General features: G+C 69.3%; 17 protein-coding genes. 13 read left to right on the forward strand and 4 right to left on the reverse strand.

Annotated features, from left to right (window positions below; translation table 11 throughout):
- Positions 1–62 precede the first annotated feature (62 nt).
- The 7 genes from ftsH to LX88_RS07020 are packed head-to-tail and all read left to right on the forward strand — an operon-like array spanning position 63 to position 6,613.
- Entirely contained in the window at positions 63–2,258 is a 2,196-nt protein-coding gene (gene ftsH / locus LX88_RS06990; RefSeq protein WP_090069911.1) for an ATP-dependent zinc metalloprotease FtsH, read from the forward strand.
- On the forward strand, positions 2,255–2,902 hold the full coding sequence (folE, locus tag LX88_RS06995) for a GTP cyclohydrolase I FolE (protein ID WP_258946952.1): 648 nt from the start codon (positions 2,255–2,257) through the stop codon (positions 2,900–2,902). Before ftsH ends, folE begins: the two co-directional genes overlap by 4 nt.
- Before the next feature lie 32 nt (positions 2,903–2,934).
- Entirely contained in the window at positions 2,935–3,720 is a 786-nt protein-coding gene (gene folP / locus LX88_RS07000; protein WP_258947629.1) for a dihydropteroate synthase, read from the forward strand.
- Positions 3,713–4,105 carry a dihydroneopterin aldolase gene (gene folB / locus LX88_RS07005; protein WP_258946953.1) on the forward strand — a complete coding sequence of 131 codons (393 nt, stop codon included), beginning with the start codon at positions 3,713–3,715 and terminating at the stop codon, positions 4,103–4,105. The genes folP and folB overlap by 8 nt, the downstream gene beginning before the upstream one ends.
- Entirely contained in the window at positions 4,102–4,596 is a 495-nt protein-coding gene (folK, locus tag LX88_RS07010; RefSeq protein ID WP_258946954.1) for a 2-amino-4-hydroxy-6-hydroxymethyldihydropteridine diphosphokinase, read from the forward strand. The genes folB and folK overlap by 4 nt, the downstream gene beginning before the upstream one ends.
- Entirely contained in the window at positions 4,593–5,045 is a 453-nt protein-coding gene (locus LX88_RS07015; RefSeq protein WP_258946955.1) for a DUF3180 domain-containing protein, read from the forward strand. The genes folK and LX88_RS07015 overlap by 4 nt, the downstream gene beginning before the upstream one ends.
- Before the next feature lie 50 nt (positions 5,046–5,095).
- Positions 5,096–6,613, forward strand: coding sequence for a DUF6779 domain-containing protein (locus tag LX88_RS07020; RefSeq protein ID WP_258946956.1), 1,518 nt, complete (start codon positions 5,096–5,098; stop codon positions 6,611–6,613).
- Between the two features lie 3 nt (positions 6,614–6,616).
- On the opposite strand, the gene LX88_RS07025 is transcribed toward LX88_RS07020, so the two are convergent.
- From LX88_RS07025 to LX88_RS07035, 3 genes are all read right to left on the reverse strand, one after another.
- The gene (locus tag LX88_RS07025; protein ID WP_258946957.1) at positions 6,617–7,702 is read right to left on the reverse strand and encodes an NADH-quinone oxidoreductase subunit D; all 1,086 of its coding nucleotides are present in this window, start codon (positions 7,700–7,702) and stop codon (positions 6,617–6,619) included.
- 163 nt (positions 7,703–7,865) lie between these two features.
- Positions 7,866–8,288, reverse strand: a complete 423-nt coding sequence (locus LX88_RS07030; RefSeq protein ID WP_258946958.1) for a DUF1203 domain-containing protein — start codon at positions 8,286–8,288, stop codon at positions 7,866–7,868.
- Between the two features lie 16 nt (positions 8,289–8,304).
- Positions 8,305–9,219, reverse strand: a complete 915-nt coding sequence (locus LX88_RS07035; protein WP_258946959.1) for an SAM-dependent methyltransferase — start codon at positions 9,217–9,219, stop codon at positions 8,305–8,307.
- 48 nt (positions 9,220–9,267) lie between these two features.
- On the opposite strand from LX88_RS07035, the gene LX88_RS07040 reads away from it, so the two are divergent.
- The 5 genes from LX88_RS07040 to LX88_RS07060 all read left to right on the forward strand — a co-directional run bounded on the left by LX88_RS07040 (position 9,268) and on the right by LX88_RS07060 (position 13,733).
- Positions 9,268–10,395: a PrsW family intramembrane metalloprotease gene (locus tag LX88_RS07040; RefSeq protein WP_307789913.1), complete on the forward strand. Its 1,128-nt coding sequence runs from the start codon at positions 9,268–9,270 to the stop codon at positions 10,393–10,395.
- A 265-nt stretch (positions 10,396–10,660) separates the two neighbouring features.
- Positions 10,661–11,551, forward strand: coding sequence for a Rossmann-like and DUF2520 domain-containing protein (locus tag LX88_RS07045; protein ID WP_258946961.1), 891 nt, complete (start codon positions 10,661–10,663; stop codon positions 11,549–11,551).
- 1 nt (position 11,552) lies between these two features.
- Positions 11,553–12,452: a pantoate--beta-alanine ligase gene (gene panC / locus LX88_RS07050; protein WP_258946962.1), complete on the forward strand. Its 900-nt coding sequence runs from the start codon at positions 11,553–11,555 to the stop codon at positions 12,450–12,452.
- Position 12,453: 1 nt separating this feature from the next.
- Complete coding sequence (gene panD / locus LX88_RS07055) at positions 12,454–12,924, forward strand: aspartate 1-decarboxylase (protein ID WP_258946963.1); 471 nt, start codon at positions 12,454–12,456, stop codon at positions 12,922–12,924.
- A gap of 11 nt (positions 12,925–12,935) precedes the next feature.
- A complete protein-coding gene (locus LX88_RS07060; protein ID WP_258946964.1) occupies positions 12,936–13,733 on the forward strand; it encodes a type III pantothenate kinase in 798 nt (265 codons plus the stop codon).
- On the opposite strand, the gene LX88_RS07065 is transcribed toward LX88_RS07060, so the two are convergent.
- Positions 13,723–14,478 (reverse strand): class I SAM-dependent methyltransferase, encoded by a 756-nt coding sequence (locus tag LX88_RS07065; RefSeq protein WP_258946965.1) that lies wholly within the window; start codon positions 14,476–14,478, stop codon positions 13,723–13,725. The two genes, LX88_RS07060 and LX88_RS07065, sit on opposite strands and share 11 nt — an antisense overlap.
- A 180-nt stretch (positions 14,479–14,658) precedes the next feature.
- Between LX88_RS07065 and lysS the strand changes: the two genes are divergently transcribed.
- Entirely contained in the window at positions 14,659–16,113 is a 1,455-nt protein-coding gene (gene lysS, locus LX88_RS07070) for a lysine--tRNA ligase (protein ID WP_090070065.1), read from the forward strand.
- The last annotated feature ends 20 nt before the right edge of the window (positions 16,114–16,133 follow it).

The following is a 16,133-nucleotide window of genomic DNA, read 5'->3' on the forward strand; positions in this document are numbered from 1 at the left end:
GGGTCTTCCACTGCCCGACGCGCAAGTCAGGGAGGGTCGAGGCCGCCCCCGGCCGTAAGTGCATGGACCGCAAGCGCCTGCTTCGCAACCCGCTGCTGTGGATCGCTGCGGTGTTGCTGCTCTACTTCGTCTTCACCGTCCTCTTTGACGACTCGCGGGGTTACCACCCCGTGAAAACGTCTCAAGCGCTCCAACAGGTTCGGGACGGCAAGGTCAAGGAAGCCACGATCGAGGACAAGGAGCAGCGTCTCCGACTCACCCTCACCGACGGCACCACCTTCGAGGGCAGCAACCGCCTGATCACGCAGTTCCCGGCCAGCTCGACGGACGAGATCTTCACCGTCCTCGACCAGGCCGGCAACAAGCCGACCGTCGAGACCAAGGTCAGCCAGGAGTCCATCCTGATGCAGATCTTGATCTACCTCGTGCCGCTCGGTCTGTTGTTGCTGCTGCTCATGTGGATGATGAACAACGCTCAGGGCGGCGGCAACCGCGTTCTGAACTTCGGCAAGTCCAAGGCCAAGCAGTTGTCCAAGGACATGCCCAAGACGACGTTCGCCGACGTCGCCGGTGCCCAAGAGGCCGTCGAGGAACTGGAAGAGATCAAGGACTTCCTCCAGAACCCCGGCCGCTATCAGGCACTGGGCGCGAAGATCCCGAAGGGCGTGCTGCTCTACGGCCCGCCGGGAACCGGTAAGACGCTGCTCGCCCGAGCCGTCGCCGGCGAGGCGGGCGTGCCGTTCTACTCGATCTCCGGTTCGGACTTCGTCGAGATGTTCGTCGGTGTCGGTGCCTCGCGTGTGCGTGACCTGTTCGAACAGGCCAAGCAGAACGCGCCGTGCATCATCTTCGTCGACGAGATCGACGCGGTGGGCCGCCACCGCGGCGCGGGTATGGGCGGTGGCCACGACGAGCGCGAGCAGACGCTGAACCAGCTGCTCGTCGAGATGGACGGCTTCGACTCGCGCGGCGGGATCATCCTGATCGCGGCGACGAACCGCCCCGACATCCTCGACCCGGCCCTGCTGCGTCCCGGCCGCTTCGACCGTCAGATCCCGGTGTCCGTACCGGACCTGAAGGGCCGCAAGCAGATCCTCCGGGTGCACTCGAAGGGCAAGCCGCTGGCCGCGGACGCGGACCTCGACGGCCTCGCGAAGCGCACCGTCGGGTTCTCCGGCGCCGACCTCGCGAACGTCATCAACGAGGCCGCACTGCTCACCGCGCGCCAGAACGGCCACACCATCGACGGTGCGGCGCTCGAGGAGTCGGTGGACCGCGTGATCGGCGGTCCGGCCCGCAAGAGCCGGATCATCTCCGAGAAGGAGAAGAAGATCACCGCGTACCACGAGGCAGGGCACGCCCTGGCCGCGTGGGCGATGCCGGACATCGACCCGGTCTACAAGGTCACGATCCTGGCCCGCGGCCGCACGGGTGGTCACACCCTGTCGGTGCCGGAAGAGGACAAGGACCTGATGACCAGGTCCGAGATGATCGCGCGACTGGTGTTCGCACTGGGTGGCCGTTCCGCCGAGGAGCTCGTCTTCCACGAGCCCACGACGGGTGCGTCCAACGACATCGAGCAGGCGACGAAGATCGCCCGCGCGATGGTCACCGAGTACGGCATGAGCGCGAAGCTCGGCGCCGTGAAGTACGGGCAGGAGCAGGGCGAGCCGTTCCTCGGACGCTCGGCCGGTCGCCAGGCGGACTACTCGCTGGAGGTCGCGCACGAGATCGACGAGGAGGTGCGCAAGCTCATCGAGGCCGCGCACACCGAGGCGTACGAGGTGCTCGTCACCTACCGCGACGTCCTCGACGACCTCACGCTCGAACTGATCGAGAAGGAGACCCTGCACCAGAAGGAACTGGAGCGGATCTTCGCCCGCGTCGAGAAGCGGCCGCGCATCACCCAGTTCAACGACTTCGGTGACCGCAGGCCGTCCGACATCCCGCCGATCAAGACCCCTGGTGAGCTCGCCAGGGAGCGCGGCGAGCCGTGGCCGCCGATCGTCGAGGACACCCTCGACGACGAGCCGGAGACGCAGCAGGCAGAGCCCGCTGCCGCGGAACCGGCTACCGAGGCGCTGCCGTCGCCCAACGGGTCGAACGGCGTTCACCAGCCCGGTCAGCCCTCGAACCAGGCGGGTCCGCCGAACTACGGCGCCCCGCCCGGATGGACCCCGGCGACGGTGCCCGGCGGCAAGCCGCACAACGTCTGGGAGCCGAAGAAGCCGCAGCCCGACCAGGACGAGCGGCAGTGACCGAGCAACACCAGCGTGACGGAGACGCCGGCCTCACCCAAGACGGGGAGGCCGGCGTCTCCGCGCGGCGGGTCTTCGACCACGCCCGTGCCGAGGCTGCGGTGCGCGAGCTGCTGATCGCGTGCGGTGAGGATCCGGAGCGCGAAGGCCTGCGCGAGACACCCGCACGGGTGGCGCGCGCTTACCAGGAGTTGTTCGCCGGTCTCTACACCGACGCGGACAGCGTGCTGGCGAAGACGTTCGACGAGAGCCACGAGGAGCTCGTCCTCGTCACGGACATCCCGATGTTCAGCTTCTGCGAACACCACCTGCTGCCGTTCCACGGCGTCGCGCACGTCGGGTACATCCCGAACGAGCACGGCCGCGTGACGGGGTTGTCGAAGCTCGCGAGGCTCGTCGACCTCTACTCGAAGCGGCCGCAGGTGCAGGAGCGGCTGACGTCGCAGGTCGCGGACGCGCTGGTGCGCAAGCTCGAACCGCGCGGCGTGATCGTCGTGATGGAGGCCGAGCACCTGTGCATGGGCATGCGCGGTGTGCGCAAGCCCGGTTCCCGCACGACGACGTCGGCGGTGCGGGGGTTGCTGCGCACGTCCGCGTCCTCACGGGCGGAAGCGATCGAACTGATCAGGGGCCGGTCGAGGTGAACGGTCTGCCTCGTCCCGGCCGCTGTGTCGTGATGGGCGTGCTGAACGTGACGCCCGATTCGTTCTCCGACGGCGGCCGCTACATCGACCGGCGGGACGCGGTCGCGCACGGCGTCGAGATGTTCGAACGCGGCGCGGACATGATCGACGTGGGCGGCGAGTCGACCAGGCCCGGTGCCGGGCGCGTCGAGCCGGCCGAGGAGATCGTCCGCATCGTGCCGGTGATCAGGGCGCTGACGGGTGAAGGCGTGCCGGTCAGCGTGGACACCATGCGCGCTTCCGTTGCTGCGGCGGCGTTGGAGGCGGGCGCGTCGATCGTGAACGACGTCTCCGGTGGCCTGGCCGATCCCGAGATGGCCGCTGTCGTCGCCGCTGCCCGAGTTCCGTACGTGCTCATGCACTGGCGTGGGCACAGCACGGAGATGGACACGCTGGCGACGTACGACGACGTGGTGACGGACGTGCGCACGGAGTTGCTGGAACGCGTCGAGGCCGCGCTGGCCGCCGGCGTCGCGGAGTCGTGCATCGTGCTCGACCCGGGACTGGGGTTCGCGAAGCTCGGCGACCACAACTGGGAGTTGTTGCAGCGCCTGGACGAACTGGTCGAGCTGGGCTTCCCGGTGCTGGTGGGGGCGTCGCGCAAGCGCTTCCTCGGCACGTTGCTCGGCAACCGTCCACCGGACGGCAGGGAGGACGCGACCGCGGCGGTGTCCGCTCTGGCCGCGTTCAACGGAGCGTGGGGTGTGCGGGTGCACGACGTCGACCGGACGCTGGACGCGGTCGCCGTCGCCGGTGCGTGGAGGCGGGGACATGGCTGACCGGATCGCGTTGACGGGCCTGCGGGTGCGCGGCAACCACGGGGTGTTCGAGCACGAGAAGCGCGACGGGCAGGAGTTCGTCGCGGACATCACGCTCTGGCTGGACCTGAGCGTGGCGTCCCGCACGGACGACCTGAAGGAGACCTACCACTACGGCGAACTGGCCGAGATGGCCGCGGCGATCATCGGTGGTGAGCCGTGCGACCTCATCGAGACCGTGGCCGGCCGGATCGCCGACGCCGCGATGGCGGACTCGAGGCTGCACGCGGTCGAGGTGACGCTGCACAAGCCGTCCGCACCGATCCCGCTGACGTTCGACGACGTGTCGGTGACGATCCGCCGGTCGCGCCGGCTGGCCGCGCCGCTGCCCAAGGAGGCCCGTTGAGCCGCGCGGTCCTCTCGATCGGCTCGAACCTCGGAGACCGGTTGCGGTTCCTGCAGTCCGTCGTGGACGGCTTGCGGCCGTTCGTCGTCGCCGTTTCGCCGGTGTACGAGACGGCGGCGTGGGGCGTCGAGGACCAGCCGGACTTCCTGAACGCCATCGTGATCGTCTCCTCGGACGGCGTGGACGAGTGGGGCTGGCTGCGGCGCGGCCAGGCGCTGGAGAACGCCGCCGGACGCGTGCGGGAGAAGCGCTGGGGCCCCCGCACGTTGGACGTGGACGTGGTTTCGGTGGACGGGGTGACTTCGGACCACCCGGAGCTGCTCCTGCCGCATCCTGGGGCGTTTGAGCGCGCAACAGTCCTCGTGCCGTGGCTCGACGTCGAGCCGGACGCCGTGCTGGCGGGCCACGGACCCGTTGCGGGCCTGGAGTTCTCGGCCGAAGGCGTGCGGCGGCGCGACGACCTCGCGCTTTCGGGTTGGATGGAAGCGTGAAGTTCACCCGTCCCCGCGACCTCGCGGCCGTTGCGATCGTCGGCGGTCTGCTGGCGCATCTGCTGCTGCGGCTCACGTACGACTCGTTGCCGCCGTTGCCCCTGCTGGCCGGGTCGACGCTGTTCGTCATCGCGGTCGTGGAGACCGTGTTCGCGTTCTCGTTGCGGGCCAGGATCCAGCGCCGGCGGGGCGCGCGTCCGGTGCAGCCGCTGACCGCCGCCCGAGCGGTCGTGCTGGCGAAGGCGTCGTCCGTTCTGGGCGCTTTGATGTTCGGTGCCTGGAGCGGGTTGCTGATCTTCGTGCTGCCCGTCCGCGACTCGTTCCCCGCGGCCTCGAACGACCTGGTGGCGGCGGTTGTCGGGATGATCGCGGCGGTCGCGCTGACGGCTGCCGCGCTGTGGCTGGAGCACTGCTGCAAGACGCCGGAAGAGAGTTCCGGGAAGGAATAGATACCCGGCCGTAGGTCTCAGTCACATAACTACGCGGTACCGTAGTGCGCATGACCGGGCGAGGCGCGTCGACCGCCGACGAGCAAGATGATCACGGTCGTGGCTCAGGGCGATTGCTGTTGGTAGCGGCATTGGCGCTCGCCCTCGTGGCCGCGGCGGTGCTCGTGCTGAGCGACAGCGCCCGCATGCTGCGTCTGGCCGTGGTGGCCGCGTTGTGGGCGGCTCTGGTGGGTGCCTTCCTCGCCGCGAGGTATCGCAGGCAGGTCACCGAACGTGACGACGAGGTGGCCGATCTCCAGTCCGTCTACGAACTGGAACTGGAGCGCGAGGTCGCCGCGCGCCGCGAGTACGAGCTCGAGATCGAGTCGGAGACCCGCAAGCGCATCGAGGAGGAGTCGCGCGCGGACATCGAGGCCTTGCGCGCCGATCTGCACTCGCTGCGCGACAACCTCCAGGCCCTGCTCGGCGGTGACGTCCTCGTCGAACGCGTGGCCCTGCGCGCCGAGTCGACCCGCCTGCGTTCGATCGGTTCGGAAGCCGCCCGGCTGACGGCGTCGCCCGAGCAGCGCGTCATCAACTCCAAACCGGTGATCACCGCGACGTCGTCCATCACCTCGGAGAAGCCGTCCGAGCGCACCGAACTGATCGAGCGCGTCGCCCACGACGCCAAGATGCAGCCCCCGCGCCGCGAGCAGGCGCGCCCCGAGCCCGTGCGCCCGGACCCGGCCAGGAACTCGCCGCGCCCGCAGCCCGCCGTGGTCCGCCGCGAGCCCCTGAAGGCCATGAAGCAGGAGCCGCCCAGGCCGCAGCCCCGCCCCTCGGCGGCGGCAGCCGTCTCGGCCAGGCTCGGCGGCGCCACGCCGGCTCCCCAGAAGGCCCCGCCGCCCCCCACCGTGAAGGCCCAGCCGGTGCAGGCGCAGGTCCACCGCACCGAGCGGGTGCAACGCCCGCCGCAGCCCCCGGCCCGCACCGAGGCGTTGTCGCGCCCGGAGCCGTCGTCGCGCCCGGAGCAGCCCCCGAAGGCCCCCGCGGCGATCGCGAAGTCGGTGGAGACCCGCAAGCCCGAGCCCCGTTCCCGCGTGGCCGAGCGCACCGAGATGATCGATCCGAAGGCCCTGTCCGCCGGCGGAGGCCGCCGCCGCGCGGACGACCGCTCGGCTCCGACCCCGGCTCCGGTGCAGGACAGCGGCTCGTGGGAGACCCTGAAGCCGGACGCCCCGGCCCCGAGCTCCAGCCGCCGCTCCGAGGAGCGGTCACCTCGCCGCACCGCCTCCGAGGACTCGCTGGTGTCGCTGCCCCCGGTGGGCCGCCGTTCCGCCGCCGAGCAGTCGTCGGCGAGGCTCCCGGCGGTGTCGCCCAGCAGGCGTTCCCCGGCCGACGAGGCCCCGGTCTCCGGCCGTCGCGTCGCCGAGGACTCGTCCACCCGCCTGCCCGCGGTCTCGACGGGCCGCCGCGCCGCCCCGGAAGACCCGTCGGGTGCGCACGCGGACGGCAAGTCGGTGAGCGAACTGCTGGCCTCGCTGGGTGGAGGCGACGCACCGCGCCGCCGTCGCCGCCGCGACGACTAGTCGTTACTTGTCGATGTCGCCGACGACGACGGCGAACGAGCTCAGCACGGCCGGCAGGTCGTCCACCTTCGTGCCGGGCAGCAGCGCGGACAGCGCCTGGATGTTGTTGAACGACGGCGTGCGGAGCTTGAGCCGCCACGGCGTCTTCTCGCCACGTGACGACAGGTGCACCCCCGAAGTGCCCAACGGCGCCTCGACACGCGTGTAGACGGAGCCCTCGGGCGCCTTGATGGCCTTGGGCAGCCGGAGGTTCACCGGCCCCTGCGGCAACTGCTCCAGGCATGCCCGAGCCAACTCCACGGACTTCACGACCTCGTCGACAAGGCACCGGACGCGCGCGGCCGCATCACCCTCGGCCCGAACCACGGGGGAGAAGCCCAACGCCTTGTAAGCGGGCAGCGGGTCGTCACGGCGCAGGTCGAAGTCCACTCCGCTGGCTCGCCCGATGGGCCCGGTGACCCCGTACGCCAGCGCGTCCTCGTACGGCAGGACCCCAAGTCCTTCGAGAGCACCGAAATCGATGGTCAGCTCGTTTGTGTCCACAGTAGACAGGAAGGCGGCGACCCGTTCGGTCCAGCCGGCCGGGACGTCCTCGCGCAGGCCGCCGATCCTGTTGAACATGAAGTGGATGCGCCCGCCCGACGCCTCCTCCATCAGCGCCTGCACACCCTCGCGGTACGTGGCGGCGTTGGGGGACAACGGGGTCAGGAAGACCATGTGCGCCATCAGGCGGTTCAGTTCGCACAGCAGGGCCCGCAGCCACTGGGCACGGGCCGGGACGTCCATGCCCGTCATGCGTTCCACGGCAAGGGCGACGGCCAGCTCGTTGCAGAACGCCGAAAGCCAGTCGTGGCGGTTGGCGAGCGTCAGGACTTGCCGGTAGTCACGCACCTCGAAGAGCTTCTCGGCACCGCGGTGGAGATGGCCCACCAGTGGTTCGGCAGCGGTGATCACGAGTTCTGGCGTGACGGTCAGGCGCAGCCGGTAGGCGCCGTGGGCCGACGGGTGCAGTGGGCCCAGGTCGATCACGCGGTCGACACCCAGGTAGCGGGCGCCTGCGCCTACGCCGACGGTGATCTGCTCGCTCACCCGAGCATGGTTTCACGGGCCGGGAATCCGCCGCCGCACGGTCGAGGGCGCCGCGGGCGTCGCGGTCCGGTACCTGAGTGCGTCGGAGTGGCCGCGTCGGAAATGGAGACGTCGAGCCTGGCTCAGCCGGGTCAGGTCTGGCCGGGGCGCGCCGGAACCGGGTTCAAGCCCTGGTGATCGCGAAGAAGAAGCACCCGTGCGACAGGCTTCGCACCTGGACCGCCTCGATTGCGGGATTGTTGAACAATCCGGTGATCGTGCGATCGAACGATCCGGGCTCCACCACCTCGCCGTCGTGGATCTGACCTGCGGCGTTGTAGGAACGTAGGATGCGGGGATTGTTCAACAATTCTACAGGGAGACGATCCAACGAAGGCGTGTCCTGGCAGTCCACGTGCGTGAAGACCGGGCCGACCTCGGAGTACGGGCCCCTCCCGACCGAAGGCGAGTGCCGGAACAACCAGACCGGCTCACCGGCCAGCGACTTGCGCAGACAACACCGCAGCGGCACCCCGGGATCGGAAGCGCGGTACTCGCGGCCGGGGTCGGACAGCGCGGCCGAGGGCAGGACGTTGTGGATTCGCATGCCCCAACGATCGTCGTCACCACACCGGAAAGCTGGCGGGATTCGGACGCCAGGGCGGCAGCGCGGGCAGCAGGTCCGCGACCGCCACCCCGTTGCCGTGCAGCAACCACCCGAAGCCACCCAGCCCGGCAGGATCGCGCAGCTCGGCGATCCGCCCGGCCCGAGCGGCCGACTCCAGCCAGTCCCACCCGGAACCGGCAACAGAACCGCTCAACCCCAAGGCGCGCAAAGCATCCCGCTGCGACACCAGAACCCGGTCCCCACCGGCCGCGGCAGCACAAGCGTCAAAAGCAACGTGCGCCGTGATGTCGCAAGACCCGTCGAACACTGGCTCCACCTGCCGCCCGCCCCGATACCCGGTCAGCGTGAAACGCCGCGACGACACGAGATGCCCGTAGTCGATCGCCAACGCCGCACCACGCACCGACGACACCGCCGCAGCCCAGGCCGCGTCCCGGGGCGCCCCGACCTCGGCCAGATCGCCATCGGCCAGCGAAGGCCACCACCGGGTGATCCAGGGATCGGCGGAGGGCCCGGTCACCACCGGGCACGGGATCGCGTCGAGCCACTCGTGCCCGACCAGCAGCCCGACGCACGACGGCACCGACGAAGTCCACCGAACCCCGGGCAGCTCAACGGTAGGACCGACCTCGACCGCGGTCACCCGAAGCCGCGACGCCAGCGACCCGGACGCCAGCGAACGCACCGCGAACGCCAGTTCGCCCCCGCCCGCACCCACGTCCACGAAGTCCACGACCGGGGGAAATCCGAGCGCGGCGTCCACCCGCGACAGCAACGTCAGCAGGGCTTCTGCGAGTTCCGGGCCGACCAGCGGGGACGTCCGGAAGTGCGCGGACGGCTTCTCGCCGCGGGCGAAGAAGCCACCGGGGCCGTACAGCGCGGCGTGCCAAGCGGCTTCCCAGTCGAACATCGGACAAGTGTGCATCTAAGGTCATTTCCCGTGACCGACGCCGACCCCATGCCGACGCCGACGAAGAAGCGCATCGAGCAGCGCCGCTGGACCGTCCTGTTCCCCGTCGTGGCGCTGATCGCGCTCGCCGCGGCCGGGCTCGTGCTGTTCGCACTGGGCACGTCGAGCATCGGCATCGAGCCGCTGCTCGTCGGTGCCGCCGCGGCGCTGATCCCCGTCGCGTTCGTGGTGAGCGCGTTCCTCTGGATCGACCGGTGGGAACCGGAACCGGCGAAGATGCTGCTCTTCGCGTTCGTCTGGGGTTCGTGCGGCGCGACGATCAGCTCGCTCGCGTTCAACCAGACGTCCAGGGTGCTCGGCAACCTGCTGACCGACGACGGCACGACGTTCACGGCCGTGGTCGGGGCACCGATCGTCGAGGAGGCCACCAAGGCCGCGTTCCTCATCGCCGTGTTCGTCCGCCGCCGCCACGAGTTCGACGGTGTCGTGGACGGCATGGTCTACGCCGGCATCACGGCCGCGGGCTTCGCGTTCACCGAGAACATCTGGTACTTCGGCCGGGTCTTCCTGGAGAACGGTCTCGGCGACATGAGCGGCGGTGTGATCGCGTTGTTCGTGCTGCGCGGGGTGCTCTCGCCGTTCGCGCATCCGCTGTTCACGGCCATGACGGGCATCGGCGTCGGCATAGCGGCGACCACCGGCAACCCCACGGTCCGCGTCATAGCGCCTATCGGCGGTTACCTGACGGCCGTCGGGCTGCACTCGCTGTGGAACTTCTCGACCACCGTCGGCACCGGTTCCGCCTTCATCAACCTGTACTTCCTGATCATGGTCCCGGTGTTCGCCGGCGCCGTCGCGATCGTGGTGTGGCAGCGCAGGCGCGAACAGCGGATCGTCGCCGGGCAGCTCGCCGCGATGGCGCAGAACCGGTGGATCGCCAACAGCGAGGTCGCCCTGCTGGCCAGTCTCAACGGCCGCCGGAACTGGCTGCGGGCGGTCAAGCGCAAGTCGGGTGACGCGGCGGTCAAGGCCGTGAAGAGCTACCAGATCGCCGTCACCGAACTGGCCTTCCTGCGGCACCGCATCGAGCAGGGGACGGCCGGTCAGAGCGCCGAGCAGCGCCACGGGGTGCTGCTCGACTCGCTGCACGCCGCCAGGGCGGCCGCCCGTCGGTGAATCCGGTCACCGAGCGGGTGCACGGGCACTCGGCGGAGCTACCCTCGGCGGCGTCGTCTGGTACCCGCATTAGTGCCGCGACCGGCAGCCTTCGCCCCGTATTCGGCGTTCAGACGGGTGCATCGTGGTGCCGGCCCCACGTCCTCATCCTGGTTGGCTGTGGGCGTGGGGCCGGTGCCGCGAGGCGCCCTGCTGAGCGTCGAAGGCGCGGCGAAGGTTGCCGGTCGTGGCACTAAGGACTGGAACGTCAGAAGGAGTTAGTCGCATGGACGCGACCCCACGTCCGGCGAGGCTCGCCGTCGGTGTCATCTCGGCAGGCCGCGTCGGTTCCGTGCTGGGCGCCGCGCTGGCCAGAGCGGGCCACGTGGTGACCGGCGTTTCCGCCGTCTCGCAGGCATCCCGCGACCGCGCGGACGAACTGCTGCCCGGCGTTCCCGTCGCCGACCCCACCGAGGTCGCCGCGCGCGCCGACCTGGTGCTGCTGGCCGTGCCGGACGACGAGCTGGAAGGCCTGGTCAAGGGCCTCGTCGCCACCGAGTCGCTGCGCGCGGGCCAGATCGTCGTGCACACCAGCGGCGCGATGGGCGTGCACGTCCTCGAACCCGCCGCCGAACTGGGTGCGCTCACGATCGCGCTGCACCCCGTCATGACGTTCACCGGTCGCGCGGAGGACCTGCAGCGGATGAGCGCCGCGTGCGTCGGTGTCACCGCCGCGGACGGCGACGAGGTGGCCTGGAGCGTCGGCGAGGCGCTGGTCGTCGAGATGGACGCGGAACCGGTCAGGATCCCCGAGGCCGTCCGCCCGCTCTACCACTCGGCGCTGGCCCACGGCGCGAACCACCTGATCACGCTGGTCCGCGACGCCGCGGACCTGCTCACCGGCTCCGGGGTCGCCAACGCCGAGCGCCTGCTCGGCCCGTTGCTGTCCGCCGCGCTCGACAACGCGCTGCGCCACGGTGACCGCGCCCTCACCGGTCCGGTCGCCCGAGGCGACACGGGTACCTTGCGCAAGCACCTCGGCGTGCTCGCGCAGCAGGCACCCGAGGTCCTTCCCAGCTACCGCGTGCTCGCCCGCCGCACCGCCGAGCGGGCCGAGGACTCCGGGCTGCTCAAGCCCGAAGCGGCCAACGACGTTCGCACCACTCTTGAGGACTGACGTGACGAAGCCACTGACCAAGGACGACTACCGCCCGGACGACGTCACGGTGCACCGCGACCCGGTTCGCCTGAACAGGGTGATCAGGGCGCTGCGCAACGCCGGGCGCAACGTCGCCCTGGTGCCCACGATGGGCGCCCTGCACGCGGGCCACCGGCAGCTGATCCGCGAGGCGCAGGTCATGCAGAACACGGTGGTCGTCGTGTCGATCTTCGTGAACCCGTTGCAGTTCGGGCCGAACGAGGACCTCGCGAAGTACCCGCGCCAGTTCGAGTCCGATGTGGACATCTGCCGTCAGGAACGCGTGGGCATCGTCTTCGCGCCGTCGGCGGAGGACATGTACCCCAAGGGCGCACAGGTCACCGTGCACCCCGGCCCGCTGGGCGACGAGTTGGAGGGCGTGGTCCGCCCCGGCCACTTCGCGGGCGTGCTCACCGTCGTGTCGAAGCTGTTCAACATCGTGCAGCCCACGTACGCGGTGTTCGGGCAGAAGGACTACCAGCAGTTGCAGCTCATCCACAGGATGGCGCGCGACCTCAACTTCCCGCTCGACGTCGTCGGCGTGCCGACCGTCCGCGAGTACGACGGCCTCGCGCTGTCGTCGCGCAACGCCTACCTGAGCCCGGAGGAGCGCCATCACGCCGTGACGCTGTCGGCCGCGCTCACCGCTGGCGCGTACGTGTCGTCGCAGGGGGCGGACGCGGTGCTCAAGGCCGCGCACGACGTGCTGGCGCAGACGCCCGAGGTCGAAGTCGACTACCTGGAGCTGCGCGGGGTCGACCTCGGTCCCGCACCGGAGAACGGCGACGCGCGGCTGCTGGTCGCGGCCCGCGTCGGTGCCACCCGCCTGATCGACAACATCGCGGTGTTGCTCGGTGAAGGCGACGAGCAGGGGGAGTGACATGTTCCGCACGATGCTGAAGTCCAAGATCCACCGCGCCACCGTGACGCAGGCCGACCTGCACTACGTCGGCTCGGTGACGGTGGACGAGGACCTGATGGAGGCCGCCGACCTGCTGGCCGGCGAACAGGTCGCCATCGTCGACGTCACCAACGGCGCCCGGCTGGAGACCTACGTCATCCCCGGCGAGCGCGGCACCGGCGTGCTGGGCATCAACGGCGCGGCGGCGCACCTCGTGCACCCCGGCGACATCGTGATCCTGATCGCGTACGGGCAGATGGACGACGCGGAGTCGCGTGCCTACAAGCCGCGGGTCGTGTTCGTGGACGCCGGCAACAAGGTCGTCGACCTCGGCAGCGACCCCGCGCACGCCCCGGAGGGGTCCGGTCTGGTGAACGGCTCCACGAGCGCGCCTCCGTCTGAGACCGTGGAAGCGACAGCGCTGGACGCGTTGATCCAGGCCGAGAACTAAGGAAACGCAACGTGCTGCTCGCCATCGACGTCGGCAACACCAACATCGTGCTCGGTCTGTACGACGGGGTCGGCGACTCGGCCCCGCTCGTGCGCGACTGGCGGATGCGCACCGACGCCAGGATGACCGCCGACGAGCTCGCGCTGACCATGCGCGGGCTGCTCGGCGAGTACGCCGACAAGATCACCGGCATCTCCGCGCTGTCCACCGTGCCCGCGGTGCTGCGCGAGCTGCGGGTCATGCTCGGCCGCTACTACGACGCGGTGCCGAAGATCCTGGTGGAGCCGGGCGTGAAGACCGGTGTCCCGCTGCTCGTCGACAACCCGAAGGAGGTGGGCTCGGACCGCGTGATCAACACGCTGGCCGCGCACCACCTCTACGCGACCTCGTGCATCGTGGTCGACTTCGGCACGTCCACGAACCTCGACGTGATCTCGTCGCGCGGCGAGTTCCTCGGCGGCGCGCTGGCGCCGGGCATCGAGATCTCGGTCGACGCCCTCGCCTCCCGCGCCGCCCAGCTGCGCAAGGTCGAGCTGGTCAGGCCCCGCAACGTGATCGGCAAGAACACCGTGGAGTGCCTGCAGTCCGGCATCGTCTACGGGTTCGTCGGCCAGGTGGACGGGCTGGTGCGCAAGATCACCGAGGAGCTCCAGCAGACCGACCCCGGTCCCGTGACGGTCATCGCCACGGGCGGGCTCGCCCCTCTGGTCGTCTCCGAGTCCTCGACGATCGCGCACCACGTGCCCGACCTGACCCTGCTGGGCCTGCGCATGGTGTTCGAGCGCAACATGCCCGCTACTACTCGCTGACGACCAACCGCGTCACGGCGGTCAGCAAGGGGACGTCGAACGGTCCGTTCGACGTCTCCGGGCGTGCACGCAGCAAAGCGAGCAGCTTCTCGTTGACCGCCGCACGTTCGTCGTCGCTGATGACGAGCATCCGTGAGTGTGTGTTGATCGTGGCGATCAGGTCCTCAGGGGAGTCCCGGCGCTGCACGTGCGGGAACGCGCGCCGTTCGATCGCCCCGAACAACGGGTGCGGCCGCACGCTCGTGGGCGCGTCCCGCTGACTCTCGACGCTCGTGCCCGAGATCCGTTCGAGCTCGGCCATCCAGTCGACGCCGGTGTCCGGCTCGTTCCACAGGGCTGCCACCACACCGCCGGGCCGCAGCACACGGGCGATCTCCGGCATGGCCTTCTCCTGGTCGAACCAGTGGAACGCGGTACCGACGAACACGGCGTCGAGGGTCTGGTCGGGAACGGGGATGTGCTCGGCATGACCCGGTAGCGCGCGCACGCCGTGAACGCGGCGCACCAGCTCGGACAACATCTGCTCGTTGGGCTCCACGGCGGTCACGCAGTGGCCCTCCGCGACGAGACCCGCGGTCAGCTTGCCGGTGCCGGCGGCGAGGTCGAGCACGTCCAGGCGCTCGGTCCTGTCGCCCAGCGGCTCCAGAGCCCACCGGATCGCCGCCACGGGATAGTCAGGCCGGTGTTCGGCGTAGGCCTCGGCCTGCGCGCCGAACGAGTCCGCTCGCCTCGCGTGTAGATCCATCACCCCAACTTAGTGAGTTCACCGGTGTCCGGGTTGGCCTGGTCGGAGCGACCTGCCGATCTTCCAACGATTTAGTGGTATCCGGTTCGCTTTGACTTCACCGGTGTCCGTACCCTTCTCGGCGTGAGTGAGCAGCCGAAGCAAAACCTCGTGACCAGCGAAGAAGACCTGCCAGAGCAGATGCGCGTGCGCCGGGAGAAGCGTGCGCGGCTGCTCGCTTCCGGCAAGGAGCCCTATCCCGTCGAAGTCGCGCGCACGCACACGTTGCGCGAGATTCGCGAAGCGCATCCCGAACTCGAACCCGACACCCAGACCGGTCAGCAGGTCGGTGTCACCGGGCGCGTGATGTTCATGCGCAACACCGGAAAGCTGTGCTTCGCGACGTTGCGCGAAGGCGACGGCACCGAACTGCAGGCGATGCTGAGCCTCGCCGGTGTCGGTGAAGAAGCACTTTCCGAGTGGAAGACCGACGTCGACCTCGGCGACCACGTTTTCGTGAGCGGTGAGGTCATCAGCTCACGTCGTGGCGAGCTTTCCGTGATGGCCGACGGGTGGCAGCTGACGTCGAAGTCGCTGCGTCCGTTGCCGGTAGCGCACAAGGAACTCGGCGAGGAAACCCGCATTCGTCAGCGATACGTCGACCTGATCCTCAGGCCGATGGCGCGCGACACTGTTCGGACCCGTGCGAACGTCGTTCGTTCTCTGCGCGACTCGTTCCACCGGCGCGGATTCCTCGAAGTCGAGACGCCGATGTTGCAGACGCTGCAGGGTGGTGCGTCCGCGCGTCCGTTCATCACGCACTCGAACGCGCTCGACATCGACCTGTTCCTGCGCATCGCGCCGGAGCTGTACTTGAAGCGCTGCGTCGTCGGTGGCATCGAGAAGGTCTTCGAGATCAACCGCAACTTCCGCAACGAGGGCGTGGACTCGTCGCATTCGCCCGAGTTTTCGATGCTGGAGTACTACGAGGCGTACGCCACGTACGACTCGAACGCGGTACTGACGCGCGAGCTGATCCAGGAAGCGGCGGAAGCCGTGACGGGTTCTCAGATCGTCACGTTGGCGGACGGCAGCGAGTACGACCTCTCGGGTGAATGGACGACGCTGAGCATCTACGAGTCGTTGTCCGGAGCGGTTGGTGAGGAAATCACCCCCGAGACGTCCGTCGAGGCGCTGCGCAAGCTTTGTGACCGGCACGAACTCGAGCTGAACCCGAAGTTCGGGCACGGCAAGCTGGTCGAGGAGCTGTGGGAGCACCTCGTGTGCGACTCGCTGTACGCGCCGACGTTCGTGCGGGACTACCCGATCGAGACGTCTCCCCTGACCAGGCAGCACCGCAGCAAGCCGGGTGTGGCCGAAAAGTGGGATCTGTACGTGCGCGGATTCGAACTCGGAACCGGTTACTCGGAACTGGTCGACCCGGTCATCGAGCGGGAACGCCTGGAAGCACAGGCGCGTCTCGGGGCGGCCGGTGACCACGAGGCGATGCCGATCGACGAAGACTTTCTGCGATCACTGGAGTACGGAATGCCACCGAGTGGTGGTGTCGGAATGGGTATCGATCGGCTGCTGATGGCGCTCACCGGTCTGGGTATCCGGGAGACCATCTTGTTCCCGCTCGTTCGCCCTGAATGAGTAACTTTCCGGATGTCGAT

It is taken from the genome of Lentzea californiensis (assembly GCF_024648825.1).
In the GTDB taxonomy this organism is placed as follows: domain Bacteria; phylum Actinomycetota; class Actinomycetes; order Mycobacteriales; family Pseudonocardiaceae; genus Lentzea; species Lentzea californiensis.